The sequence below is a fragment of the Modicisalibacter sp. genome (assembly GCF_055145905.1).
Genome location: NZ_JBSREH010000018.1, coordinates 41,692 through 62,045, shown reverse-complemented (window position 1 = coordinate 62,045; position 20,354 = coordinate 41,692). Strand labels below are relative to the sequence as shown.

25 protein-coding genes are annotated in these 20,354 nt (G+C 67.7%); 8 read left to right on the top strand and 17 right to left on the bottom strand.

The window, feature by feature from the left end; genetic code table 11:
- Window positions 1–374 precede the first annotated feature (374 nt).
- A complete protein-coding gene (locus tag ACTCB7_RS06975) occupies window positions 375–584 on the top strand; it encodes a putative motility protein (protein WP_463006087.1) in 210 nt (69 codons plus the stop codon).
- Between the two features lie 69 nt (window positions 585–653).
- Here the strand turns inward: ACTCB7_RS06975 and ACTCB7_RS06970 are convergent, their stop codons facing one another.
- The 5 genes from ACTCB7_RS06970 to ACTCB7_RS06950 form a co-directional block, all read right to left on the bottom strand.
- Complete coding sequence (locus ACTCB7_RS06970; RefSeq protein WP_463006086.1) at window positions 654–1,277, bottom strand: cell wall hydrolase; 624 nt, start codon at window positions 1,275–1,277, stop codon at window positions 654–656.
- Between the two features lie 116 nt (window positions 1,278–1,393).
- Window positions 1,394–2,557, bottom strand: a complete 1,164-nt coding sequence (locus ACTCB7_RS06965) for an MFS transporter (protein ID WP_463006085.1) — start codon at window positions 2,555–2,557, stop codon at window positions 1,394–1,396.
- A 76-nt stretch (window positions 2,558–2,633) separates the two neighbouring features.
- A complete protein-coding gene (locus ACTCB7_RS06960; protein ID WP_163648433.1) occupies window positions 2,634–3,161 on the bottom strand; it encodes a GNAT family N-acetyltransferase in 528 nt (175 codons plus the stop codon).
- Window positions 3,162–3,176: 15 nt separating this feature from the next.
- The gene (locus tag ACTCB7_RS06955; protein WP_163648434.1) at window positions 3,177–3,524 is read right to left on the bottom strand and encodes a putative quinol monooxygenase; all 348 of its coding nucleotides are present in this window, start codon (window positions 3,522–3,524) and stop codon (window positions 3,177–3,179) included.
- Window positions 3,525–3,621: 97 nt separating this feature from the next.
- On the bottom strand, window positions 3,622–4,110 hold the full coding sequence (locus ACTCB7_RS06950) for an Lrp/AsnC family transcriptional regulator (protein ID WP_163648435.1): 489 nt from the start codon (window positions 4,108–4,110) through the stop codon (window positions 3,622–3,624).
- A gap of 281 nt (window positions 4,111–4,391) precedes the next feature.
- On the opposite strand from ACTCB7_RS06950, the gene leuA reads away from it, so the two are divergent.
- On the top strand, window positions 4,392–6,077 hold the full coding sequence (gene leuA / locus ACTCB7_RS06945) for a 2-isopropylmalate synthase (protein ID WP_463006084.1): 1,686 nt from the start codon (window positions 4,392–4,394) through the stop codon (window positions 6,075–6,077).
- Between the two features lie 68 nt (window positions 6,078–6,145).
- Here the strand turns inward: leuA and ACTCB7_RS06940 are convergent, their stop codons facing one another.
- On the bottom strand, window positions 6,146–6,964 hold the full coding sequence (locus ACTCB7_RS06940; RefSeq protein WP_463006083.1) for a formate/nitrite transporter family protein: 819 nt from the start codon (window positions 6,962–6,964) through the stop codon (window positions 6,146–6,148).
- 127 nt (window positions 6,965–7,091) lie between these two features.
- Between ACTCB7_RS06940 and ACTCB7_RS06935 the strand changes: the two genes are divergently transcribed.
- The 5 genes from ACTCB7_RS06935 to ACTCB7_RS06915 all read left to right on the top strand — a co-directional run bounded on the left by ACTCB7_RS06935 (window position 7,092) and on the right by ACTCB7_RS06915 (window position 11,169).
- Window positions 7,092–7,790, top strand: coding sequence for an MgtC/SapB family protein (locus ACTCB7_RS06935; RefSeq protein ID WP_463006082.1), 699 nt, complete (start codon window positions 7,092–7,094; stop codon window positions 7,788–7,790).
- 59 nt (window positions 7,791–7,849) lie between these two features.
- Window positions 7,850–9,037, top strand: coding sequence for a Bcr/CflA family efflux MFS transporter (locus tag ACTCB7_RS06930; protein ID WP_463006081.1), 1,188 nt, complete (start codon window positions 7,850–7,852; stop codon window positions 9,035–9,037).
- A 76-nt stretch (window positions 9,038–9,113) separates the two neighbouring features.
- On the top strand, window positions 9,114–10,037 hold the full coding sequence (gene yegS / locus ACTCB7_RS06925; protein ID WP_463006080.1) for a lipid kinase YegS: 924 nt from the start codon (window positions 9,114–9,116) through the stop codon (window positions 10,035–10,037).
- Window positions 10,038–10,071: 34 nt separating this feature from the next.
- Window positions 10,072–10,509 (top strand): nucleoside deaminase, encoded by a 438-nt coding sequence (locus ACTCB7_RS06920; protein WP_463006079.1) that lies wholly within the window; start codon window positions 10,072–10,074, stop codon window positions 10,507–10,509.
- Window positions 10,510–10,581: 72 nt separating this feature from the next.
- The gene (locus ACTCB7_RS06915; RefSeq protein ID WP_463006078.1) at window positions 10,582–11,169 is read left to right on the top strand and encodes a hypothetical protein; all 588 of its coding nucleotides are present in this window, start codon (window positions 10,582–10,584) and stop codon (window positions 11,167–11,169) included.
- 9 nt (window positions 11,170–11,178) lie between these two features.
- Here the strand turns inward: ACTCB7_RS06915 and ACTCB7_RS06910 are convergent, their stop codons facing one another.
- From ACTCB7_RS06910 to phhA, 5 genes are all read right to left on the bottom strand, one after another.
- Window positions 11,179–11,304 carry a hypothetical protein gene (locus ACTCB7_RS06910; RefSeq protein ID WP_463006077.1) on the bottom strand — a complete coding sequence of 42 codons (126 nt, stop codon included), beginning with the start codon at window positions 11,302–11,304 and terminating at the stop codon, window positions 11,179–11,181.
- A complete protein-coding gene (locus ACTCB7_RS06905) occupies window positions 11,301–11,444 on the bottom strand; it encodes an FAD-dependent oxidoreductase (protein WP_463006076.1) in 144 nt (47 codons plus the stop codon). Before ACTCB7_RS06905 ends, ACTCB7_RS06910 begins: the two co-directional genes overlap by 4 nt.
- Window positions 11,445–11,525: 81 nt before the next feature.
- Window positions 11,526–12,716 carry an amino acid aminotransferase gene (locus ACTCB7_RS06900; protein ID WP_463006075.1) on the bottom strand — a complete coding sequence of 397 codons (1,191 nt, stop codon included), beginning with the start codon at window positions 12,714–12,716 and terminating at the stop codon, window positions 11,526–11,528.
- Window positions 12,700–13,056 carry a 4a-hydroxytetrahydrobiopterin dehydratase gene (locus tag ACTCB7_RS06895; protein ID WP_463006074.1) on the bottom strand — a complete coding sequence of 119 codons (357 nt, stop codon included), beginning with the start codon at window positions 13,054–13,056 and terminating at the stop codon, window positions 12,700–12,702. The genes ACTCB7_RS06900 and ACTCB7_RS06895 overlap by 17 nt, the downstream gene beginning before the upstream one ends.
- A gap of 52 nt (window positions 13,057–13,108) precedes the next feature.
- Window positions 13,109–13,906 (bottom strand): phenylalanine 4-monooxygenase, encoded by a 798-nt coding sequence (gene phhA / locus ACTCB7_RS06890; RefSeq protein ID WP_463006073.1) that lies wholly within the window; start codon window positions 13,904–13,906, stop codon window positions 13,109–13,111.
- A gap of 283 nt (window positions 13,907–14,189) precedes the next feature.
- Here phhA and ACTCB7_RS06885 point away from each other — a divergent pair, with 283 nt between their 5' ends.
- Window positions 14,190–15,743, top strand: coding sequence for a sigma-54-dependent transcriptional regulator (locus ACTCB7_RS06885; RefSeq protein ID WP_463006072.1), 1,554 nt, complete (start codon window positions 14,190–14,192; stop codon window positions 15,741–15,743).
- A 31-nt stretch (window positions 15,744–15,774) separates the two neighbouring features.
- Here the strand turns inward: ACTCB7_RS06885 and modC are convergent, their stop codons facing one another.
- The 6 genes from modC to ACTCB7_RS06855 form a co-directional block, all read right to left on the bottom strand.
- The gene (gene modC / locus ACTCB7_RS06880; RefSeq protein WP_224414422.1) at window positions 15,775–16,869 is read right to left on the bottom strand and encodes a molybdenum ABC transporter ATP-binding protein; all 1,095 of its coding nucleotides are present in this window, start codon (window positions 16,867–16,869) and stop codon (window positions 15,775–15,777) included.
- Window positions 16,870–16,885: 16 nt separating this feature from the next.
- Window positions 16,886–17,581 (bottom strand): molybdate ABC transporter permease subunit, encoded by a 696-nt coding sequence (gene modB / locus ACTCB7_RS06875; RefSeq protein ID WP_224414423.1) that lies wholly within the window; start codon window positions 17,579–17,581, stop codon window positions 16,886–16,888.
- A gap of 7 nt (window positions 17,582–17,588) precedes the next feature.
- Window positions 17,589–18,404, bottom strand: coding sequence for a molybdate ABC transporter substrate-binding protein (modA, locus tag ACTCB7_RS06870; protein ID WP_224414424.1), 816 nt, complete (start codon window positions 18,402–18,404; stop codon window positions 17,589–17,591).
- Window positions 18,405–18,485: 81 nt separating this feature from the next.
- Window positions 18,486–18,869, bottom strand: a complete 384-nt coding sequence (locus ACTCB7_RS06865; protein WP_224414425.1) for a winged helix-turn-helix domain-containing protein — start codon at window positions 18,867–18,869, stop codon at window positions 18,486–18,488.
- Between the two features lie 62 nt (window positions 18,870–18,931).
- A complete protein-coding gene (locus ACTCB7_RS06860) occupies window positions 18,932–19,603 on the bottom strand; it encodes an amino acid ABC transporter permease (protein ID WP_224414426.1) in 672 nt (223 codons plus the stop codon).
- A 4-nt stretch (window positions 19,604–19,607) separates the two neighbouring features.
- Window positions 19,608–20,348, bottom strand: a complete 741-nt coding sequence (locus ACTCB7_RS06855; protein WP_263479122.1) for an amino acid ABC transporter ATP-binding protein — start codon at window positions 20,346–20,348, stop codon at window positions 19,608–19,610.
- Window positions 20,349–20,354: the final 6 nt, after the last annotated feature.

Below are 20,354 nucleotides of genomic sequence, written 5' to 3'. Positions count from 1 at the left end.
CGATCAACCACTGATCCAGGCGGCCTGACGCCTGATGACAACCCGGTCAGAGCTTAGCTCGCCTGTCAGGTGGTTCAGTGAATGGGGTCCACTTCACCCAGGGCGTGGGCGCGACGAATGGCCTGGTCAGGGCCGCCGGCGGCGCTGACATGGGCTCCAATATATTTCATGGGTACCATCGATGGCGGGTGCAGCCGGTATGGTAAGCCCTGCGAGGCTGTCTCGCGAGCCGATGAACGTGAGTTGTGATGAGGGTATTCACGGAGTCAGCGCTTGTGTAGGAGTTTCGTATCCTCGCCCAAGGTTTTCGTGGCTCGGCCGATATCAAGGGTGCTAGCGTCAAAATTCACCCCTTCACACAGCGAGGTATGCGCATGGATTCCATCAGTGCGATGAGCGGCATGGCCTCGGCATTGCAGCAGTACAATGCCGGCCAGCAGAACCAGATGAGCCTGCTCAAGGAGTCGCTGGACACGCAGTCCTCTCACGTCTCCCAGCTCATGGAGTCGGTATCTCCGCAGCAGGGCGACAACAAGCTGGCGACCTCCGGCAGCGTCGGTACGCAGATCAATACCTACGCCTGAGTCAGTGGTCGAAACGCCAGACGCCGCGGTGATCCCGCGGCGTCTGTCGTTCTTGCCGACGTGACGGGGTCACTCGGGCCGGTAGAACACGAAGTCGCCGGAGGTCAGGGTGCGCTCGAAGCGGCTGGCCCAGCGTGGCGAGATGCCCCGGTGATGAAAGTAGAGCGCCCCATGTGTGACGTCCCGTGTCTGGCCGTTGAGGGCGCGGCGGGCGACTTCCTTGGCATGTCGATAGGCATCACTCTCGCCGGCGTCGTCGGCGCGTCCATCACACCACCAGGAAAACTGGCAACGGCCCTGCTCGGAGCCCTGGAGTACCACGCCGCAGACGGTGCCGGGGAAGCGCGCATCGGCGAGCCGGTTCAGTACCACGCTGGCCACGGCGCCCATTTCCCGGGCCGAGGTGCCGCGGGCTTCCCAGTAGAGGGTGCGGGCCAGACAGGTGAGCGGGTCATCGAGCGGTGCGGCGCCTTGCGGATCGACGGCCTGGGCGCCGCTCGGCGTGATGCGCGCGGTGTCGGGCGACGGTGCATCGCCGGACTCGGCGGCGATCTGCTCGAGTATCCTCGCCTTGTGCTCGGCCTTGCCGGCCAGCGTGGTGTCCGCCCGGGCCGGCGGCGCGGTCAGGCCGGCCAGACCGAGAAACGTTGCACAACCCAGAACGGCGAGACGTTTGCCGTGATGGTCCTTCATGACGACTCCCCCCGAAACGGCGCCACCCATGAGGCTGCGCGCGTGATCGCTACGCCGCCCCGTTCAGGCAGGGGCGGATGAATGGGTCGAGTGTAGCGCGGTCGGGGTGACGACGGTTAGCGGGACTCGGCGCGGGGATGCTCCGGCAGCCCCAGTGCCAGGGGAACCGTGACGACGCCGCCTGCAAGCGCCACCCACAGGGGCGCCGTCGCGCCCCATTCGGCAGCGACCGGCCCCAGGGCCATGACACCCAGTGCCGCCAGTCCGTTGGACAGCCCGAGCGCCATGCCCGAGCCCAGGGAACGATTCTCCGGCAGGATGTCCTGGGCAATCAGGATGCTCAGCGGCAGCGTCGAGAACAGGCAGATGCCGAGCACGCCCAGGGCGATCCACAGCCACAGACCGTCGGCCAGCAGGAAGGCAGCCAGCATCACCACGGAGACGGCCATCGCCGCGAGCATCAGCGGGCGGCGTCCCACGCGATCCGAGAGATGGCCGCCGCCGACGTTACCGATCACGCCGATGACCAGCATCACGGTAATGAAGCTGGCACCGGTGGTCAGCGAGCCGCCGGCCTGTGTCCACATCAGCGGCACGAAGGTCACCACCGAGAAGATCATCAGCGAGCGCAGGGTCGAGAAGGCCACCAGGCGGGTCAGCGGACCGGTGTGGCGTCGCCACTGGATCGGGGCCGCGTCGCTGTCGCGGGGCGGCAGGCTGGGCGCCCACTGCAGCAGAAACGGCAGAGTCAGCAGCGCGGGCAGGGCGAGCACCCACAGGTATTCCAGCCCCCACTGGACGACGACCCAGCTGGCGATGGCCGGCCACACGCCGCGTCCCACCTCGCCGCCGACCAGGAAGATCGACATTGCCGTGCCGGGCTTGTCGCCGCCCAGCCGGCGCACGCCCGCCAGGGCCTGCGGGTGGAAGAAGGAGTTGGAGACGCCGATCAGCACGAGCACACCCAGCAGCGCCCAGACATCGGAGGTGAAGCCGACCAGCGCGCCGCCCAGCGACGAACCGGCGAGCCCCAGGGCGACCATCACCCGGCCGCCCACCCGATCGGCGAGCAGCCCCACCAGCGGCTGCAGGGCCTGGCCCATCAACAGGGCCGCCATGATCGTGCCGGCCAGTGCCACCGACAGGTTGAGAGATACCAGGATCGCCGGCAGCACGCCCGGCAGGTAGTTGGCGGCGCCGTCGTTGAGAAAGTGCGCCCAGCTCATGCCGGTCAGACGGCCGGGTTGGGTGCGGGGTGTGGCGGCGGTGGTAGCCTCCATGGAACCTCCGTTCAGTGATCAGAACACAAGGGAGGACTCAGGCTGAGTCGCTCCGCCAGGAGCTATTGTAAGCCGACTAAAGGGTGGGGTGCCCGGTTGTATCGAGGCGCTTCTCCATGACCAGCCCTCCCGGGGTTTCCGCTGTCACCCGAAAGCCCAGGCGGCGATAGAGCCGGAGCGCCGGGTTGTGTTTCATCACATTCAGGCGCAATGGCTTGTGCCCGTGTTCACCGGCCAGCGCCTCCGCATGGCGGATCAGCCAGGTGCCGACACCCTGCCCACGAAAGTCGGTGCTCACCTGCAGTTCGCGCACATGGAGGTGGTCGTCGGCATGAAGGAGCGACAGGAAGGCCACCAGGGCCGCTGACGACACCAGGCAGGCATTGTCCGCTTCCTGAAAGCGTCGGCGGAACTGCTCGCTGTTCCAGCTCAGCCCCTGGTCAGTCAGGTAGGGGCGCATGTTGTCGTGGACCAACTGCTCCACGTCCGCCAGATCGGCGGGGGTCGCCGGTCTCAGGGTCAGCCGAGTCCGGCCGAGATGCAGCGAGGCATGACCGTGGGCGGTGCCGATCCCGGTCAGCCATTGCCGGGAACCATGGAGCATGGGCGGTACGCGATGTCAGAGCATGGGGGCGTCGAAGTCGGTCGGCTCGTCGGTATAGACGCAGACGTTGGCGTCCTCGATGTCGCCGTCCTCGGCTTCCAGATGGGTAGCGAAGAAGTGGCGGATCTCCGCGCGCTGGCAGTGGGCTTCGAACGCCGCACGGTCGGCCCAGACTTCGTGGAAGACGATCGGATAGCTCGTGCCCCGGGCGAAGGGATTGTCGACGTGGCGGGTCACGGTATAGCGCAGGCAGCCGTCCTCGCGGTGGGCGTTGGGCTCCAGTGCCTGCAGGGCACGAAAGACGGCATCCTCCCGGCCGGGCCTGGGCTTGAAGCTGGCGATGCAATAGACCTTCGAGGACATGGCGCTCTCCCTGTGCGGATACCCGGCGAATCGGGTGTCGATGGATGAGTCGCCGACGATAGCATCTTCCGCCGGCGAGGGGCATGGCGCGGTGGCCTCAGTCCGGCGCCGGCAGCACCGTGTCGTCGATCACCCGGCGCAGCACGAAGCTGGAGTGCGCACCGCTGACGCCCTCGATGCGGGTGATGCAGTTGAGCAGCAGGTTCTGGTAGTCGTCCATGTCGCGCACCACCACCTTGAGCTGGTAGTCGGCCTCCTGGCCCGTGATCAGCAGACATTCCTGCACCTGGGGCAGGGCGGCGACCTGGGCCTCGAAGTTGGCGAAGCGCTCCGGCGTGTGCCGGTCCATGGAGATGTGCAACAGTGCCGTCAGGCTATAGCCCAGCCGACGGCTGTCGACCCGGGCCCGGTAGCCGACGATCAGTCCGCTTTCCTCGAGGGCGCGGACGCGGCGCAGGCAGGGCGAGGGCGAAAGCCCGATGCGGTCGGCGAGTTCCTGATTGCTGATGCGCCCTTCACGCTGCAGGATCTCGAGGATGTGTCGATCGTAGCGATCCAGGGCCAATGGTGCGGGCTGTTTCGTCATGTCGGGAATTTTCTGCCGAAATTTCTTTTCGAATTGGCATTTTATGCCGATTTCATTGCGAAGCGGCAACGCATTCGCAATCCATTGCCTCGCGTCTGGGCATATGCTGTTCCTGTCGCCACAAGCGATGTCCGGCTCACCGTCCGGAAGTTTCGAAAACGGGCCGCACGCCTCACAAGGGCCGGCCCCGTTCCCCTGAATCGTCGACCCGACCGCGGGAACCCGAGCAGCGCCGCCCATGCCGCTTTCTCCCACGCTTTCACGATCGACAGGATACCCCCATGGCTTCGTTCGACCATCGCAAGTACACGCCGGCCACGCCGGTGCCGCTCGCCCAGCGCCAGTGGCCGTCACGCACTCTGACCCGTGCCCCGATCTGGGCCAGCGTCGACCTGCGCGACGGCAACCAGGCGCTGCTGGAGCCGATGAGCGTCGAACAGAAGAAACGCCTGTGGGCGCTGCTGGTCAAGGTCGGCCTCAAGGAGATCGAGGTCGGCTTTCCCGCCGCCAGCCAGCCGGACTACGATTTCGTGCGCTGGCTGATCGAAGCGGACCAGATTCCCGATGATGTCACCATTCAGGTCCTGGTGCAGGCCCGCGAGCCGCTGATCGCCCGTACCTACGAGGCGCTGGAGGGCGTGAAGCAGGCGATCGTGCACGTCTACAACTCCACTTCGACGGTGCAGCGTGAGCGCGTCTTCGAACAGGACCGCGACGGCGTGACCGCGATCGCCGTGCAGGGCGCACGCTGGGTGCAGGAATACGCCGCGCGCTATCCGCAGACCGAGTGGCGCTTCCAGTACTCACCGGAAAGTTTCACCAGTACCGAGCTCGATTACGCGGTGGAAATCTGCGAGGCGGTGATGGATGTCTGGCAGCCGACGCCCGAGCGTCCCTGCATCCTCAACCTGCCGGCGACCGTCGAGGTGGGGCCGGTCAATCACTTCGCCGACATGATCGAGTACTTCGTCACCCACCTGAAGAATCGGGACGGTGCGATCATCTCGCTGCATACCCACAACGATCGCGGCGGGGCGGCCGCGGCGGCCGAGCTGGGCCTGCTGGCCGGCGCCGACCGGGTCGAGGGCACCCTGCTCGGCAACGGCGAGCGCACCGGCAACATGGACATCGTCACCCTGGGCATGAACCTCTACAGCCAGGGCATCGATCCCGAGCTCGACCTGTCCAACCCCGACGAGATCATCCAGGTCTGCACCGAATGCACCGGCCTGCCGTTGCACCCGCGCCATCCCTGGGTCGGCGAGCTGGTCTACACGGCGTTTTCCGGCAGTCATCAGGACGCGATTCGCAAGTGCCTGCGCAAGCAGGACGACGAAGAGCCCTGGCAGGTCGCCTATCTGCCCGTCGATCCGAGGGATCTGGGCCGCGACTATCAGGCGGTGATCCGGGTCAACAGCCAGTCGGGCAAGGGCGGCATGGCCTTTTTGCTCGAGCGGGACTTCGGCATCAGCCTGCCGCGCTGGATGACGCTGGAGCTGGCGCCCCACGTCCAGCAGGCCAGCGAACAGGTCACCGGCGAGCTTTCCAGCGAGCAGATCCGCGACATCCTGATGGACACCTTCGTCGCGGCGGCGCCGCTGAACCTGCAGGGCTACCGGCTGGATCGCGACGGCGCCGAACGGCTCCAGGCGACCCTCGGCGAAGGCACCCGCCGGCTGCAGCTGGAGGGCGAGGGCAATGGCGTCATCTCGGCCTTCATGGATGCCTGGCAGCGCCACAGCGGACAGACGGTCAGTGTGGTCGATTACGGCGAGCATGCCCTCGGCGAGGGCAGCGATGCCAGCGCCATCGCCTTCGTCCAGCTGAATGTCGACGGGCAGCGGGTCTGCGGCCTGGCCGAGGACGGTGATACCGTCAGCGCCTCGCTCAAGGCGGTGCTCTCGGCGCTCAACCGGGCTGGGGCGACGGTCGCCGAGGATGCCCCCGACGAGACGGCAACCGCCTGACACTTGCCGTGATTGAGGAAGACGGCCGCCATCCCGGCGGCCGTCTTCGCGTTCAGCCGTCGCTGTGGTCAGCCGTCGCTGCGGATCTGGGCGTGGCTGATCAGCGCGAAGATGAAGGTACCGCCCACCACGTTGCCGGCCAGCACCGGCAGGACGAAGTTGAACAGGTATTCGCCGAAGGAAGCCTGGCCCGCGAACACCAGATACATCACCTCGGTGGAACCGGCGATGATGTGGGTGAAACCGCCGATTGCCACCAGATAGGTGACGATGAGGATGACCCAGATCTTGGCCGGCCCGGCGGCGGGAATCAGCCAGACCATGGTGGCGATCATCCAGCCGGCGACCACGCCCTTGGCGAACATCTCGCCGAGCCCGTTTTCCAGCACATGATGCCCGAGCCCGAGAAAGATCTGGTGCGTCTCGCCGTCGAACAGCGGCATGGTGACGATGGCGTAGGCCGAGATCGCGGTGCCCACCAGATTGCCGATCAGCACCACGCTCCATAGCCGCAGCAGACAAAACAGCTTGGTCGTTCCCGGCTGGCTCATCAGCGGCAGTACGGCGGTGACAGTGTTTTCGGTGAACAGCTGCTGCCGGGCGAGAATCACCACCAGAAAGCCGACCGTGTAGCCCAGCGAGGCCACCAGGTAGGCGATGTCACTGTCCGGCAAGTGGGCGGCGAGCAGCCCCTTGGCCAGCATGGAGAAACTCATCGACAGGCCGGCGGCCAGCGCCGACCAGAACAGCGCCGAGGCGGTGCGGGTCAGCTCCTTCTCGCCATCGGCGCGAATGGTTTCGTGAACGGCGGCGGCCTGAGAGGGCAGATGCCGGTCGTCGAGTTCCTGGGTATTGCCGGGTGGTGTCGTGGATCCTGATGGAGTCACGCGAGCCTCCTTGTCGCGATGAGCGTAACGTCCTGACTCTGGGCGATTGTCCGGCCGGCTGCAAGCCGGCGGGTCGGGCATTTCAGCTATTCTTGAAAACAATGGCAGGCAGAAGAAGGAGGCGACGATGCAGGACGGTGTGCTGGTCATTCTCGTCAATCTGGGCTCGGCCTGGCTGGCCGGCAGCCTGATCGGGCTGGAGCGCAGCTTTCACGGCCGTCCGGCGGGCTTTCGCACGCATGCCCTGGTCTGCGTGGCCTCGGCATTGCTGATGCTGGTGACCACCCACCAGTGGCAGTGGCTGGATGCCAGTCTTCCTGAAGACACCGTTCGGACGGACCCGACCCGTATGGCCCAGGGCATCATGACCGGGATCGGCTTTCTCGGCGCGGGGGTGATCTTCAAGGAGGGGCTCAATGTTCACGGTCTGACCACGGCAGCCTCGATCTGGATGACCTCGGCGCTGGGCATCCTGTTCGGAGTGGGCTTCATGATGCCGGCGGTGCTGGTCACGGTGGGCACGTTGCTGACCCTGTCACTGTTCCGCTGGGTCGAGCAGCATCTGCCGGCCGAGTACTACGCCGACCATGTCCAGAGCTATCCGATCAGCCACGTGCCCGACGAGGCGACGATTCGTCGCCAGATCGGCGACTTCGACTGCACGATCCAGACCATGAGCTACCGACTGAGTGAACACGGTACGCTGTTTCACTACCACATGGTGTTGCAGACCCACGACAAGCGCAATCTCGAGCGTCTGGCGGCCCATCTGCGTCATTCCGAGGAGAAGGTGCTCGAATTCCAGCTGTCGCCCGCCGGGCAGTGAGTCCTTGCGCCGGCCGGGACGAACGTTACAGTAGGCGCCTGCCGACACCTGGAGCCTGCATGTCCCGAGACGTCCCCGTTCCGACCTCCACCGTACGGCTGGCGCTGCTGGTCGCCGCCGTCATGCTGACCCCGCTGGCAATCGACATCTACCTGCCCTCGCTGCCGGTCATGGCCCGTGATCTGGGGCAGCCATCCTCGGCGCTGCAGATCACCATCACGCTGCTGTTGTTCAGCGTGGGCCTCGGGCAGGTTCTGGTCGGCCCCCTGACCGACCGCTTCGGCCGCCGACCCGCGCTGCTGCTGGGCGCGCTGCTCTATGGCCTGGGCGCGCTGCTGGCCATGAGCGCGACCTCACTGGCGCCGTTGTACGTCTCGCGAGTGCTGCAGGGGCTGGGAGCCTGCGCTGCCACCACGGTGGCCTTTGCCGCGGTGCGCGACCTGTACACGCCCGCCGAAGGTGCCCGGCTCTACAGCTATCTGAACGGTTCGTTGTGCCTGATTCCGGCGCTGGCGCCGGTGGTCGGTGGCGTACTGGCCGTGCAGCTCGGCTGGCGCAGCAACTTTGCCTTCATGGCCCTGTTCGCGCTGCTGCTGCTGGTGACGGCGTTCGCGACATTCGGGGAAACCCGCCCGCGAGATGCCGAGGTTCCGCGCCCCCTGTACCGGCTCGCGCGCTATCGTCGCGTGCTCGGCGAGCGGCGCTTCCTGCGCTACGCCGGTACGGCCGGGGTGTGCATGGCGGCGATCCTGATCTATGTCTCGGCGGCCCCGGTGCTGCTGGTCGAGCGCCTGGGGCTGAGCGAGCTGGCCTTCGCTGCCTGCTTCGGTGGCAATGCGCTGGTCAATATCGCGACCTTTTTCCTGGCCCCGCGGGTCATTCATTGCCTGGGGCGGCGGCACACCGTGCGGCTCGGTTTGAGGGTGGTGCTGCTGGCCGGCGGGTTGCAGGGGCTGGCCGCATGGGCTCTGCCGTTGTCGGTGGTGGCGTTCATGGGGCCGGTGGCCATTCTGTCGGTGGGCTTTTCGCTGACCCTCGGGGCGGCCTCCAGCCTGGCGCTGGAAGCGTTTCGTGACCTGGCCGGCACGGCGGCGGCGCTGCTGGGGGCGCTGCAGCTGGGCGGCGGCGCGGTGCTGGCCAGCCTGGTGCTGGCCACATCACTGCCCCTTCAGGTGGCGCTGGCCTTCATGGCGAGCCTGCCGGTAGCCCTGTTGCTGGTGACCGACAGGGGCTCCCGCCCGACGTGAGTGGCTCGAGACTTGCGAGGGGCGCGTGGAGGGGCGATGGTATAGCGGTCAATGGAATGCACAAGGAAGACCAAGCATGGTTCAGCCCGAGGCGCCGCAGGCCCGCTTGATCCTCAACGGCAAGGCGGCGCAGCTTCCCGATGTCCGCGACGCCGTTCAGGCCATGCGCGATCAGGGTCACTCCCTGGACGTGCGTGTGACCTGGGAGGCCGGCGATGCGATTCGCCTGGTCCGCGAGGCGGCCGAGACCGGCGTGTCGAGGCTCATCGCCGGCGGCGGTGACGGTACCGTCAACGAGGTGGTCGCAGGGCTGATGGCATTGGATGTGCCACGGCGCCCGACGCTGGGGATCCTGCCGCTGGGCAGTGCCAATGATTTCGCCAATGGCCTCGGCCTGCCTCTTGATGCGGAGCCGGCGCTGTCGCTCGCCCTGACCGCGAATGGCCATGGAGTCGATGTGGCCCGCCTGGGCGAGGACTGTTTCATCAACATGGCCACCGGCGGCTTCGGGGCGGAGATCACCACGTCGACCCCGGTGGCGCTCAAGCGCCTGCTCGGCGGTGGCGCCTATTCGCTGATGGGCATGCTCAAGGCCTGGCACTATCAGCCTTATCAGGGGCGTCTCGAGTGGGCGGGCGAGTCCCTGGAGACGCCACTGTTCCTGCTGGCGATCGGCAATGGTCGGCAGGCCGGGGGCGGCCAGTGCCTGGCCCCCGGCGCCAAGCTCGACGACGGGCTGCTGGACGTGCTGGTGGTTCGGCATTTCGCCTCGCTGAGCGAGATGCGTCAGCTGCTGCATGAAATCGAGCAGCTGCCTCGCGACGGCGAGTTCGTGCGCACGATCCGCACGCCCGACCTGACCTTCACCAGCCGCGACGCCTTCCCGCTCAACCTGGATGGCGAGCCGCGCCATCTGCGCCGCTTCGAGGTGACGCTCGAATCCCGGGCGGTGAAGCTGGCGATGCCCGACGGCAGCGATCTGCTCGCCGGGGCCGGCTGACGTCGCGACAGGCATTCCCGCAACGGAGAGAATCATGGACAGCTTCATGCAGGCGGCGATCGACGAGGCTCGCCAGGGACTCGCGGAAGGGGGCGTCCCCATCGGCTCGGTGCTGGTGCACGACGACCGCATCATCGGCCGCGGCCACAATCGCCGCCAGCAGCGGGGCAGCGTGGTCCTGCACGGCGAGATGGATGCACTGGAAAATGCCGGTCGTCTACCCGGCGCCGTCTATCGCCGGTCGGTGCTCTACACCACGCTGTCGCCGTGCCCGATGTGCAGTGGGGCCATCCTGCTCTACGGTATCCCGCGGGTGGTGATCGGCGAGAACCGCACCTTCCTCGGCGACGAGACGCATCTGCGGGAGTGTGGCGTCACGCTCGAGGTGCTCGACGATCCGACCTGCCGGGAACTGATGGCGACTTTCATCGCCCGTCATCCGGAAGTCTGGAACGAGGACGTGGGGCGATGAACGCCTTGCGCCGTCAGGGGGTGTTTGCTGCAATAGCGCGAACCTGAATCCCGTCAATGCAAGGAGATCGGAATGCCCAAGACGCCCTGGAGGACCCTGGCCGTCACGGTACTGGCGCTGGGCCTGGTGGCCTGTAACGGTGACGACGACGCCTCGCAAGCGTCGGGGCAGCAGGGCGACGCCACGTCCACCACACAGTCGTCGTCCATGCAGTCGGGTGGCGACAGTGCCACGAGCGACGGCGTATCACGCACGGCGCGTGACGATACGGCCGCGGCCTCGGCAACGACGACCCGGGACGCCCGGGACGGCAAGACGCCGTCGACCGGCAGCAACGCCGAGCCATCGGCCAAGCAGTCCGGCGGCGCAGGGGAAACGGCGACTCCCGCCGCGGGCGATGGCAGCGCGGCCGCCGTCGATACCCCGGCCGCTACCGGGACGGATCAAGTCACGGCGACCAGTGGCTGGGACAACACCCAGAACGAGGTCGATCAGGCGCTCAAGGAAACCGAACGGCGCTTCAAGGAAGCCGAGCGCGAGATCAACCAGCAGTTCGAGCAGGCCCAGCACCAGGACGTCAAGTCTCAGCAGGCGCTCGACGTGCCCGATACGGGCACGGACGGTGGCGCCACGAAGGACGGCAGCGGCGACACGCCCTGACGCCGCCCCTCAGCGCGACGGGGCGCTGGCGCGAAACGCCGCCAGTGCCGTCTCGTCCCCCGCCAGGGCCCGGCTCAGGGCCCAGGCCGAGCCCGGCGCCAGGGTCCAGCCCAGCGCCCCTTGCCCGGCGTTCACCCACAGCCCGTCGACCTCGGTCGGCCCCAGCCGCGGGCGGGATCGACCACGCGCACGTCGTGGCCGTCCTCGTGCAGGGCCAGGGCGGTGCTCAGACCGGTGACACCGGCACCGACGACGCTGATGCGCGATGACGCCATGCTCACGGACTCCAACGACGAACGCCCGGTGGGGCCGGGCGTTCGAGGACTTCAGGCGGTGCCTGCTTCACGTCACGACTGTCACTTCACGACGTCGGCGATGGCCTTGGCGACGTAGGGCAGGTTGTCGTTGACCAGGCCGGCGACGTTGGCGCGACCGGAACGCACCATGTAGATGCTGTACTCGTCGCGCAGGCGATCCACCTGCTCGCCGGACAGGCCGGTGTAGGAGAACATGCCGCGCTGCTCGGCGATGAAGGCGAAGCGCTCGTCCAGGCCGTGAGGCTTGAGGGCCTCGACGAAGTCGCGGCGCAGGCCGTTGATGCGGTTGCGCATCTCGGCGACTTCCTCGCGCCACTGGGCGGCCAGTTCGGCGGATTCGAGGATCTCGATCACCACCGAACCACCATGGGCGGGCGGATTGGAGTAGTTCTCGCGGGCGACGATGGCGAACTGCGAGCGGACGTTTTCCATCTGCTCGCTGTCCCTGGCGATGGCGATCAGGCAGCCGGTGCGCTCGCGGTAGATGCCGAAGTTCTTCGAGCAGGAGCTGGTGATCAGCAGCTCGTCGAGGTTCTCGGCGAACAGGCGCACGCCGTAGGCATCCTCGTCGAGGCCGTCGCCGAAGCCCTGGTAGGCGAAGTCGATCAGCGGCAGCAGCCGGCGCGCCTTGACCACCTCGAGGACCTGCTTCCACTGATCCTGGGTCAGGTCGAAGCCGGACGGGTTGTGGCAGCAGGCGTGCAGCAGTACCACGTCGCCCTCGGGGATCTCCTGGAGGGCGGCGAGCATGCCGTCGAAATCCAGGCGATTGTCGGCATCGACGTAGGGATACTTGTGCAGCTCGACGTCGGCGGCATGGAAGATGCCCAAGTGGTTGGGCCAGGTGGGGTCGGAGACCCAGATGCGCTTGCCGGGCAGCTGGGTCTTGATGAAGTCCGCCGCCAGGCGCAGCGCGCCGGTTCCGCCGGGAGACTGGGTGGCGCTGGCCCGGTTGGCGGCCAGTACCGGCGAGTCCTCGCCCAGCACCAGCGACAGGATGGCCTTGCCGTAGCGCGGGTCGCCGTGGGAGCCGATGTAGCTCTTGGTGGTCTCGTTCTTCAGCAGCCGCGCCTCGGCCTCCTTGACGGAACGCAGGATCGGGGTGTTGCCTTGCTCGTCCCGATACACGCCGACCCCCAGGTCGACCTTCTGCGGATTGGAGTCCTTCTTGAAGGCATCGATCAGCCCGAGGATGGCATCCCCGGGGACCCGCTCAATCTGCTCGAACATTGGACTTTGCTACCTCGTCGGTTCTGGCGGCTAGGATGAAGTCGTTCCTGTGCAGACCCTTGATCGCGTGGGACCACCAGGTCACCGTGACCTTGCCCCACTCGGTCAGCAGCGCCGGATGATGACCGGCCTGTTCTGCCAGTTCACCGATCTGGTTGGTGAACGCCAGGGCCTGCTTGAAGTTGCGAAACGTGAAGACGCGCTCCAGTTGCATGATGCCATCGCGCTCGAGGATCTGCCAGTCGGGGAGCGACGGCTTGAGCTGCTCGATCTCGCTGTCGGTCACCAGGGGGGCATCCCAGCTGCAGGCTTCACAGGCTTGTTCGGAAAGCTGGCTCATCTTCAACTCCGTGGCTTGTTGTCTTCAGGGTAGTCATGGCAGGTGGCGCCTGTCAGGCGCCCGCGGCCTGCCTGGGTTCGAAGGTGGGCGCATACAGCCCCAGTGTCATGGCCTCGCGGACCAGCGCCATGATGTCGCGGCCGGCCAGGTCGTGCAGGGTCTCGAGGCCGTCGATGACGTAGTAGAGCGGCTGCAGGATGTCGATCCGATAGGGGGTGCGCAGGGCGTCGAGCGGGTCGAAGGGATGATGGGCCGGCACGTCGGAGAGCGCGTGGAAGGTCTCCCTGGGCGAGGAGATGATGCCCCCGCCGTAGATGCGCCGTCCCCGGGGCGTGTCGACCAGGCCGAACTCGACGGTCATCCAGTACAGGCGCGCCAGGTAGACGCGTTCCTCCTTGCTCGCGGCCAGCCCCAGCTTGCCGTAGGTCTCGGTGAACTCGGCAAACGCCGGGTTGGTGAGCATCGGGCAGTGGCCGAAGATCTCGTGGAAGATGTCCGGTTCCTGGAGGTAGTCGAGCTCCTCGGGCGTGCGAATGAAGGTGGCCACCGGGAAGCGCCGGTTCGCGAGCAGTTCGAAGAAGGTGTTGAAGGGGATCAGCGCCGGGACCGGTGCGGTGCGCCAGCCGGTCGTCGCCTGCAGCACCCGGTCGACGTCGGCCAGTTGCGGAATGCGCTCCATGGGCAGGGCCAGGCGTTCCAGGCCGTCCAGGTATTCCTGACAGACGCGTCCTTCGATGATCGCCATCTGACGCTCCATCAGGGTCTGCCAGGTGGCGTTCTCGGTATCGCTGTAGTGGATGATGCCGTCGGTATCGGGATGATGGGCCTGATATTTTGTCTGCTTTGCCATCGTGGGCTCCCGGTTGCAGGTTGTCATTGTCGGGGAGAATGACTCCTAGCTTAGGCGGCCCCGATGAGCGGCGGCAGGGGGCGATGCGCGGCGCCGACGCAGGGCGCGCCGGTTCTCTGTCAAGAAAGTGTGACAAGGGATGGCCGCGGGGGGCGGCCGGACGGTAAAAACCCGGATTGCATCGATCGACGGCGAGCCGGGTGTCAGTTTATCGTTACACATGAGTCACGCCGTCGTGACGCGTATTTCCCCATCGTCGCCGTCTTTCGAGGTTCCCGGGTCCATGCGCCTGAAGTTTCACTGCCAGAATCGCATCGGCATCCTGCGCGATGTCGTCTCTCCCTTTGCCGACTATGGCCTCAACGTGGCGCGCGGCGAGGTCGGCGGAGACCAGGGCAACGCCATCTACCTGCTGGTGCCGCAGCTGCTCAACGCGCAGCTGGCCACGCTCAAGCCGGTTCTCGAGGCCCTGCCCGGCGTGTTCAGCGTCAAGCGGGTCAGCCTGATGCCCAGCGAGCGTCGCCATCTGGAACTGGATGCGCTGCTCTCGTCGCTGTCCGATCCGGTGATGTCGATCGACATGGACGGCCGGATCGTCGCCGCCAACCGTGCCGCCGGTCAGATGCTGGGCGTGCGGGTCGACGAGGTGCCGGGGCTGTCGCTCGACCGCTACCTGCACGACCTGGACCTGCCCGAGCTCATCCGGCGCAACAACGCCCGGGTCAACGGCCTGCGGCTCAAGCTCAAGGACGAGGTCTATCTGGCCGACATCGCGCCGCTGCACACCGAGAGCGACGACGTGGCCTCGCTGGCCGGGGCGGTGGTCACCCTGCACCGGGCCGACCGGGTCGGCGAACGCATCTATCACGTCCAGCGCCAGGAACTGCGCGGCTTCGAGGCGATCTTCCAGGCCAGCCCGCGGCTGGCGGCGGTGGTGCGCGAGGCGCGACGCATGGCACCGCTGGATGCACCGCTGCTGATCGAGGGCGAGACCGGCACCGGCAAGGAGCTGCTGGCCCGCGCCTGCCACCTGGCCAGCCCGCGCGGCCAGGCGCCGTTCATGGCGCTCAACTGTGCCGGGCTGCCGGAGTCGATGGCCGAGACCGAACTGTTCGGCTATGCGCCGGGGGCCTTCGAGGGCGCCCGGCCGGAGGGCAAGCTGGGGCTGCTGGAGCTGACCGCCGGCGGCACCATCTTCCTCGACGAGGTGGGCGAGATGAGTCCGCGCCTGCAGGTCAAGCTGCTGCGCTTCCTGCAGGACGGCGGCTTCCGGCGGGTGGGCAGCGACGAGGAAACCTATCTCGACGTGCGGGTGATCTGCGCCACCCAGCAGGAGCTGCCGCGGCTGTGTGCGGCGGGGCAGTTCCGTCAGGATCTCTACCACCGGCTCAACGTGCTGTCGGTGCATATCCCGCCGCTGCGCGACTGTCTCGACGGCATCGCCGAGCTGGCCGAGCACTTCATCGACCGCGCCGCTCGCCAGATCGGCTGTCCGCTGCCGACGCTGTCGGAGGCGGCAGAGGCACGGCTGGCCGAGTATCACTGGCCGGGCAATGTGCGCCAGCTCGAGAACGTGCTCTTCCAGGCCGTGTCGCTCTGCGAGGGGGACGTGCTGCTGCCCGAACATCTGCGCCTGCCCGACGTCGGCGATGCGCCGGGACCGGGCGGCATCGAACTGGATGGTACGCTCGCCGAGATCATCGGCTCGGTGGAGCGCCGGGTGCTGGCCGCCCTCTACGTGGATTACCCGTCGAGCCGTCAGCTGGCCCGGCGTCTGGGCGTGTCGCACACCACCATCGCCAACAAGCTCAAGCGTCACGGCATCGGCGAGGCCTGACGCGCCTTCCTGACCGCCGCTTCCCGCGCTCCTAGCCGGCGGCCGGCGTGATATTGCGCACCACGGCGATCGCCGCCATGCCTTCCCGCAGCCCCAGGGCATGGCAGGCATGGCGGGTCAGCCGGGCCCGCAGGCGCGCCTCGCCGAGCCGCAGGCCGACATCCACCGTGGCGGCGTCGGTCGTCGAGCGGGCGATGCGTTCGATGACCACCTCGAGCCGGTTGAGGTCGCTGGTGGGTGCCGGCGTACCCAGGGCCAGGGTGATGTCCCGCACCGGCACGCGCAGGCGCACGCTGTCGCCGGGGCGTCGGTCGATCGCGGGAACGACGAGCGGCTGACCGTCGGCGAGCCGCAGCCGGGTCAGCCCATAGGCGGTATCGTGGGCCTCGAGACGCGCGGTGAGCAGCGACACGGCATCGAAGCCGCCGAGCGCGTCGCTGAACTCCAGGCGGGTGAGCACCTCGTCGAGAGGGCCCGCGGTCAGTACGCGGCCCTGGTCGAGCAGCACCAGTCGATCGGCGATGCTGACCAGCTCCTCGGGATCGTGGCTCACGTAGATTACCGGGATGTCGATGCGGCGGGTCAGGCGGGCGATGTAGTGCAGCAGTTCCTGCTTGCGCGCCCCGTCCAGCCCGGTCAGCGGCTCGTCCATCAGCAGCAGGCGCGGCTGACTGAGCAGGGCCCGGCCGATGGCCACGCGGCGGGCTTCGCCGCCGGACAGGGTGGCCGGGAAACGCTCCAGCAGCTTGCCGATGCCCAGCAGCGCGACCAGGTCATCGAAGTTCGCGGCGCCACCGGCGGGCATGCCGTAGGTCAGGTTGCCGCGGACCCGGTAGTGCGGAAACAGCCGCGCCTCCTGGAAGACCACGCCGAGACGCCGCCGATGCGGCGGGACGTGGCGGCCGGTTCGGGCGTCGCTGAGGGTCTCGTCGCCCAGGCGGACGACCCCGGCGTCCGGGCGATCGAGACCGGCGATCAGGCGCAGCAGGGTCGTCTTGCCGCTGCCCGAGGGGCCGAACAGGGCGGTGACGCCGCGCCCGGGCGTGGACAGGGCGGCCTCGGTCAGGAAGGCGCCCTGGCGCTTGCGGATGTCGAGGTGCAGGCCGTCATGGTTGGCGTTCGGCATCGTTCGGGGCTCCGAGTCAGCCATCGCGTTCCTGAAGCCGGTGTCGCGCCCGCCGTGCCAGCCACTCCGAGACCAGCAGCGACAGCATGGCGATGGCGATCGACAGGGCGCAGAGCCGGGCGGCCGCGGCTTCCCGGCCGGGGGTCTGGATCAGGGTGTACAGCGCCAGCGGCAGGGTGCGCGTCTGGCCGGGAATGTTGGCGGCGAAGGTGATGGTGGCCCCGAATTCCGAGAGGGCCCGGGCGAAGGCCAGCAGGCTGCCGGTCACCAGTCCCGGAAAGGCCAGCGGCAGGGTGATGGTGAAGAAGACCCGCCAGCGGCCGGCGCCCAAGGTGCTGGCGGCGGCCTCCAGCTTGACGTCCACGGCCTCGAGCGAGAGGCGCACGGCACGCACCAGCAGCGGAAAGGCCATGACGCCGCCGGCGACCGCCGCGCCCTGCCAGGTGAACGGCAGCGTGATGCCGAAGAGGCGATCCAGCCAGTGGCCCAGCCAGCCCTGGCGCCCCAGCGCCAGCAGCAGCAGGTAGCCGACCACCACGGGGGGCAGCACCAGCGGCAGATGCAGCACCCCGTCGAGCAGGGCCTTGCCGCGGAAGTCGTGCCGGGCCATCAGCCAGGCCACGGCCACGCCGGGCGGCAGGATGCCGGCGACGGCGGTGCCGGCGACCTTGAGGCTGATGGCGATGGTCTGCCATTCGGCGGCCGAGAGCATGACCGCGTCAGGGTGTGCCGGCGGCCGCCGGCGAGAAGCCGAATCGCTCGAAGACGGCCATCGCCTCGCGGCCGGTCAGCCAGTCGCGGAACGCCCGTGCGGCGTCGCTGGCGGGCGGGTCGACTAGGGCCAGCGGGTAGGTGATGGGCGTGTGGCCGTCGGCGGGAAACGTGCCTAGCTGATGCACCTTGTCGCTGGCCCGGGCATCGGTCCGGTAGACGATGCCCAGCGGTGCCTCGCCGCGTTCGACCAGCGCCAGCGCGGCTCGCACGTTGTCGGCCCGGGCCAGCCGCGGCTCCAGGGCCTGCCACTCGCCCAGCGACTCGAGTGCCTGCCGGGCATAGATGCCGGCGGGCACGTGGTCGGGGTTGCCCACCGCCAGGCGCTGGTCGTCGTCGAGCAGCGCGCGGATCGGCCGGCCCGCGCCCGGGGTGAAGGCGTCGAGCGACGTCCCGGGAGCGGCCACCAGCACCAGGCGGTTGTTCAGCAGGTCCGTGCGCTCGGCCAGCGTCACGTCCTGGCTCGCCAGCCAGTCCATCCACTGCTCGTTGGCCGAGAAGTACAGCTCCGCCGGGGCGCCGTGGGCAATCTGCCGCGCCGCGGTGGAGGAGGCGGCATACACCGGCACGATATCGACGTCATGGTCGGCCTCGTAGTCGGCGATCGCCGCATCGAGGGCATCGGTCAGCGAGGCGGCGGCGAAGATCGTGACCCGGGGCGCCGCCGCCTGTGCCGGGGAGAGGGTGGCAAGCAGCAGTGCCGCCAGGCCCAGAAGACAGGTGGCGGTACGCGACGACAGACCGGACAGGGGCGTTCCATGCATGAGGGTTCCCGCTATGTTTGCGTGGGTATAGCGGAGACACTATAGCCATGGCGGTGGAGCCATGCCAAGGCGCCGGGACTCTCAGTCGGTCCAGTCGGTCGCCGGCCGGCGACCCAGGCAGTCGAGCAGGGCGCGCGCATCGGGGTTGTCGTCCGGGCTCAGCCGGCGTTCCAGCGCCCGGTAGTGGGCGAGCACCTCGCGGCCCAGCGGCGTCAGGCTGGCACCGCCGCGCTGGTTGCCGCCCGTCTGGGTGTCGATCAGCGGGGCGGTGAAGTGACGGTTCATGGTCTCGATGAGCTGCCAGGCCTTCTTGTAGCTCATGCCCAGCTCGCGGCTGCTCGAGGCGATCGAGCCGTGGCGCTCGATCGCCTCGAGCAGGTCGGCCTTGCCGGGGCCGATGACCACGTCCTTCTCGGCAGCCAGGCGCAGCTGGAAGGTCGGGGTGGCGTGTCGCGTACGCGTCATGGGGCTCGTCCGGATCGAGAAACGCCTCGTTGTACCATGTCGGCGGCGGGGTTGCAGTCGCCTCAGCCGGCATGGGTCACTCCGGGCACGTAATAACGGCGCTCCACCCAGTTGAGGAAGCTGGCCACGCTGGAGGTGAGCGCCAGGTAGATGAACCCGGCCAGCAGGAAGATCTGGAAGAACTCCAGGGTCCGCGAGCCGATGTCGGAGGCCCGTGCGGTGATCTCCACGACGCCGATGGTGTAGGCGATCGAGGTGAACTTGAGCTCGATGATGGCCTCGTTCGACCACTGCGGCAGCACCCGCCGCAGTGCCTGGGGCAGCACGATGTAGCGGATGGCCTGCCACTGGCTCATGCCGCAGGCCCGGGCCGCGACCATCTGGCCGCGCGGCACCGAGAGGACCGAGCCGCGAAAGTACTCGGCCTGGTAGGCGGCGCTGTTGAGCGTGATGGCGATCACCGCGGAGGTGAAGGCGTCGAAGACGATGCCGATCTGGGGCAGGCCCAGGTAGATGAAGAACATCTGTACCAGCATCGGCGTGCCGCGGAACAGCTCCACGTAGGCGGTGCTCAGGGCATACCAGAAACGGTTGCCGTAGACCCGGGCCCAGGCCAGCGCCAGGCCGATGAAGAAGCCCAGCACGATGGCGATGATCCACAGCGACAGGGTGATCGGCACACCCTTGAGCAGTTCCGGAAGCTGCTCGATGCTGAACTGGAGGAAGTCGGTCATGGGCTCACCCGTGCTCGGCAATGACGTTGAGAAAGGCTCTGGTGCGCTCCTGCGCCGGCGTCGAGAACAGCACGTCCGGCGGCCCCTGCTCGATGATGTAGCCGCCTTCCATGAAGATGATCTCGTCGGCGGCCTGGCGCGCGAAGCCCATTTCGTGCGAGACCACCAGCATGGTCATGCCGTCGTCGGCCAGCTGCTGCATGACCTTGACGACCTCGCCGGTGAGCTCCGGGTCGAGCGCCGAGGTGGGTTCGTCGAAGAGCATGAGCATGGGATCCATGGCCAGCGCCCGGGCGATCGAGACCCGCTGCTGCTGGCCGCCGGAGAGTTCCGCCGGGTAGGCGCCGGCCTTGTCGCCCAGCCCCACCCGTTCGAGCTCCTCGTGGGCACGGCGCGTCGCCTCCTCGTGGGACAGGCGCTTCACCTTCAGCTGACAGATGCGCACATTGTCGAGCACCGTCAGGTGCGAGAAGAGGTTGAAGTCCTGGAAGACAAAGCCGATCTGCGCCCGCATCCGGTCGATGTTGGCGTCGGTGATGCGCTGGCCGTCGAGCTCGATGGTGCCCCGGTCCGGCTTGTTGAGGTGGTTGATGCAGCGCAGCAGGGTGCTCTTGCCGGACCCCGAGGGGCCGATCAGCACCTTGGTCGCGCCACGCTCGAGGGTCAGGGAGATGCCCTTGAGCACTTCGTTGTCGCCATAGCGCTTGTGAATATCATCGACACGCAGCACGGGAACATCAGCCATGGAAGA

What these genes read in the sequence shown, in the direction of transcription:
- ACTCB7_RS06975 (WP_463006087.1), top strand. Translation starts at nt 375, where the DNA reads ATGGATTCCATCAGTGCGATGAGCGGCATGGCCTCGGCATTGCAGCAG.
- ACTCB7_RS06970 (WP_463006086.1), bottom strand. Translation starts at nt 1,277, where the DNA reads ATGAAGGACCATCACGGCAAACGTCTCGCCGTTCTGGGTTGTGCAACG.
- ACTCB7_RS06965 (WP_463006085.1), bottom strand. Translation starts at nt 2,557, where the DNA reads ATGGAGGCTACCACCGCCGCCACACCCCGCACCCAACCCGGCCGTCTG.
- ACTCB7_RS06960 (WP_163648433.1), bottom strand. Translation starts at nt 3,161, where the DNA reads ATGCTCCATGGTTCCCGGCAATGGCTGACCGGGATCGGCACCGCCCAC.
- ACTCB7_RS06955 (WP_163648434.1), bottom strand. Translation starts at nt 3,524, where the DNA reads ATGTCCTCGAAGGTCTATTGCATCGCCAGCTTCAAGCCCAGGCCCGGC.
- ACTCB7_RS06950 (WP_163648435.1), bottom strand. Translation starts at nt 4,110, where the DNA reads ATGACGAAACAGCCCGCACCATTGGCCCTGGATCGCTACGATCGACAC.
- leuA (WP_463006084.1), top strand. Translation starts at nt 4,392, where the DNA reads ATGGCTTCGTTCGACCATCGCAAGTACACGCCGGCCACGCCGGTGCCG.
- ACTCB7_RS06935 (WP_463006082.1), top strand. Translation starts at nt 7,092, where the DNA reads ATGCAGGACGGTGTGCTGGTCATTCTCGTCAATCTGGGCTCGGCCTGG.
- ACTCB7_RS06930 (WP_463006081.1), top strand. Translation starts at nt 7,850, where the DNA reads ATGTCCCGAGACGTCCCCGTTCCGACCTCCACCGTACGGCTGGCGCTG.
- yegS (WP_463006080.1), top strand. Translation starts at nt 9,114, where the DNA reads ATGGTTCAGCCCGAGGCGCCGCAGGCCCGCTTGATCCTCAACGGCAAG.
- ACTCB7_RS06920 (WP_463006079.1), top strand. Translation starts at nt 10,072, where the DNA reads ATGGACAGCTTCATGCAGGCGGCGATCGACGAGGCTCGCCAGGGACTC.
- ACTCB7_RS06915 (WP_463006078.1), top strand. Translation starts at nt 10,582, where the DNA reads ATGCCCAAGACGCCCTGGAGGACCCTGGCCGTCACGGTACTGGCGCTG.
- ACTCB7_RS06905 (WP_463006076.1), bottom strand. Translation starts at nt 11,444, where the DNA reads ATGGCGTCATCGCGCATCAGCGTCGTCGGTGCCGGTGTCACCGGTCTG.
- ACTCB7_RS06900 (WP_463006075.1), bottom strand. Translation starts at nt 12,716, where the DNA reads ATGTTCGAGCAGATTGAGCGGGTCCCCGGGGATGCCATCCTCGGGCTG.
- ACTCB7_RS06895 (WP_463006074.1), bottom strand. Translation starts at nt 13,056, where the DNA reads ATGAGCCAGCTTTCCGAACAAGCCTGTGAAGCCTGCAGCTGGGATGCC.
- phhA (WP_463006073.1), bottom strand. Translation starts at nt 13,906, where the DNA reads ATGGCAAAGCAGACAAAATATCAGGCCCATCATCCCGATACCGACGGC.
- ACTCB7_RS06885 (WP_463006072.1), top strand. Translation starts at nt 14,190, where the DNA reads ATGCGCCTGAAGTTTCACTGCCAGAATCGCATCGGCATCCTGCGCGAT.
- modC (WP_224414422.1), bottom strand. Translation starts at nt 16,869, where the DNA reads ATGCCGAACGCCAACCATGACGGCCTGCACCTCGACATCCGCAAGCGC.
- modB (WP_224414423.1), bottom strand. Translation starts at nt 17,581, where the DNA reads ATGCTCTCGGCCGCCGAATGGCAGACCATCGCCATCAGCCTCAAGGTC.
- modA (WP_224414424.1), bottom strand. Translation starts at nt 18,404, where the DNA reads ATGCATGGAACGCCCCTGTCCGGTCTGTCGTCGCGTACCGCCACCTGT.
- ACTCB7_RS06865 (WP_224414425.1), bottom strand. Translation starts at nt 18,869, where the DNA reads ATGACGCGTACGCGACACGCCACCCCGACCTTCCAGCTGCGCCTGGCT.
- ACTCB7_RS06860 (WP_224414426.1), bottom strand. Translation starts at nt 19,603, where the DNA reads ATGACCGACTTCCTCCAGTTCAGCATCGAGCAGCTTCCGGAACTGCTC.
- ACTCB7_RS06855 (WP_263479122.1), bottom strand. Translation starts at nt 20,348, where the DNA reads ATGGCTGATGTTCCCGTGCTGCGTGTCGATGATATTCACAAGCGCTAT.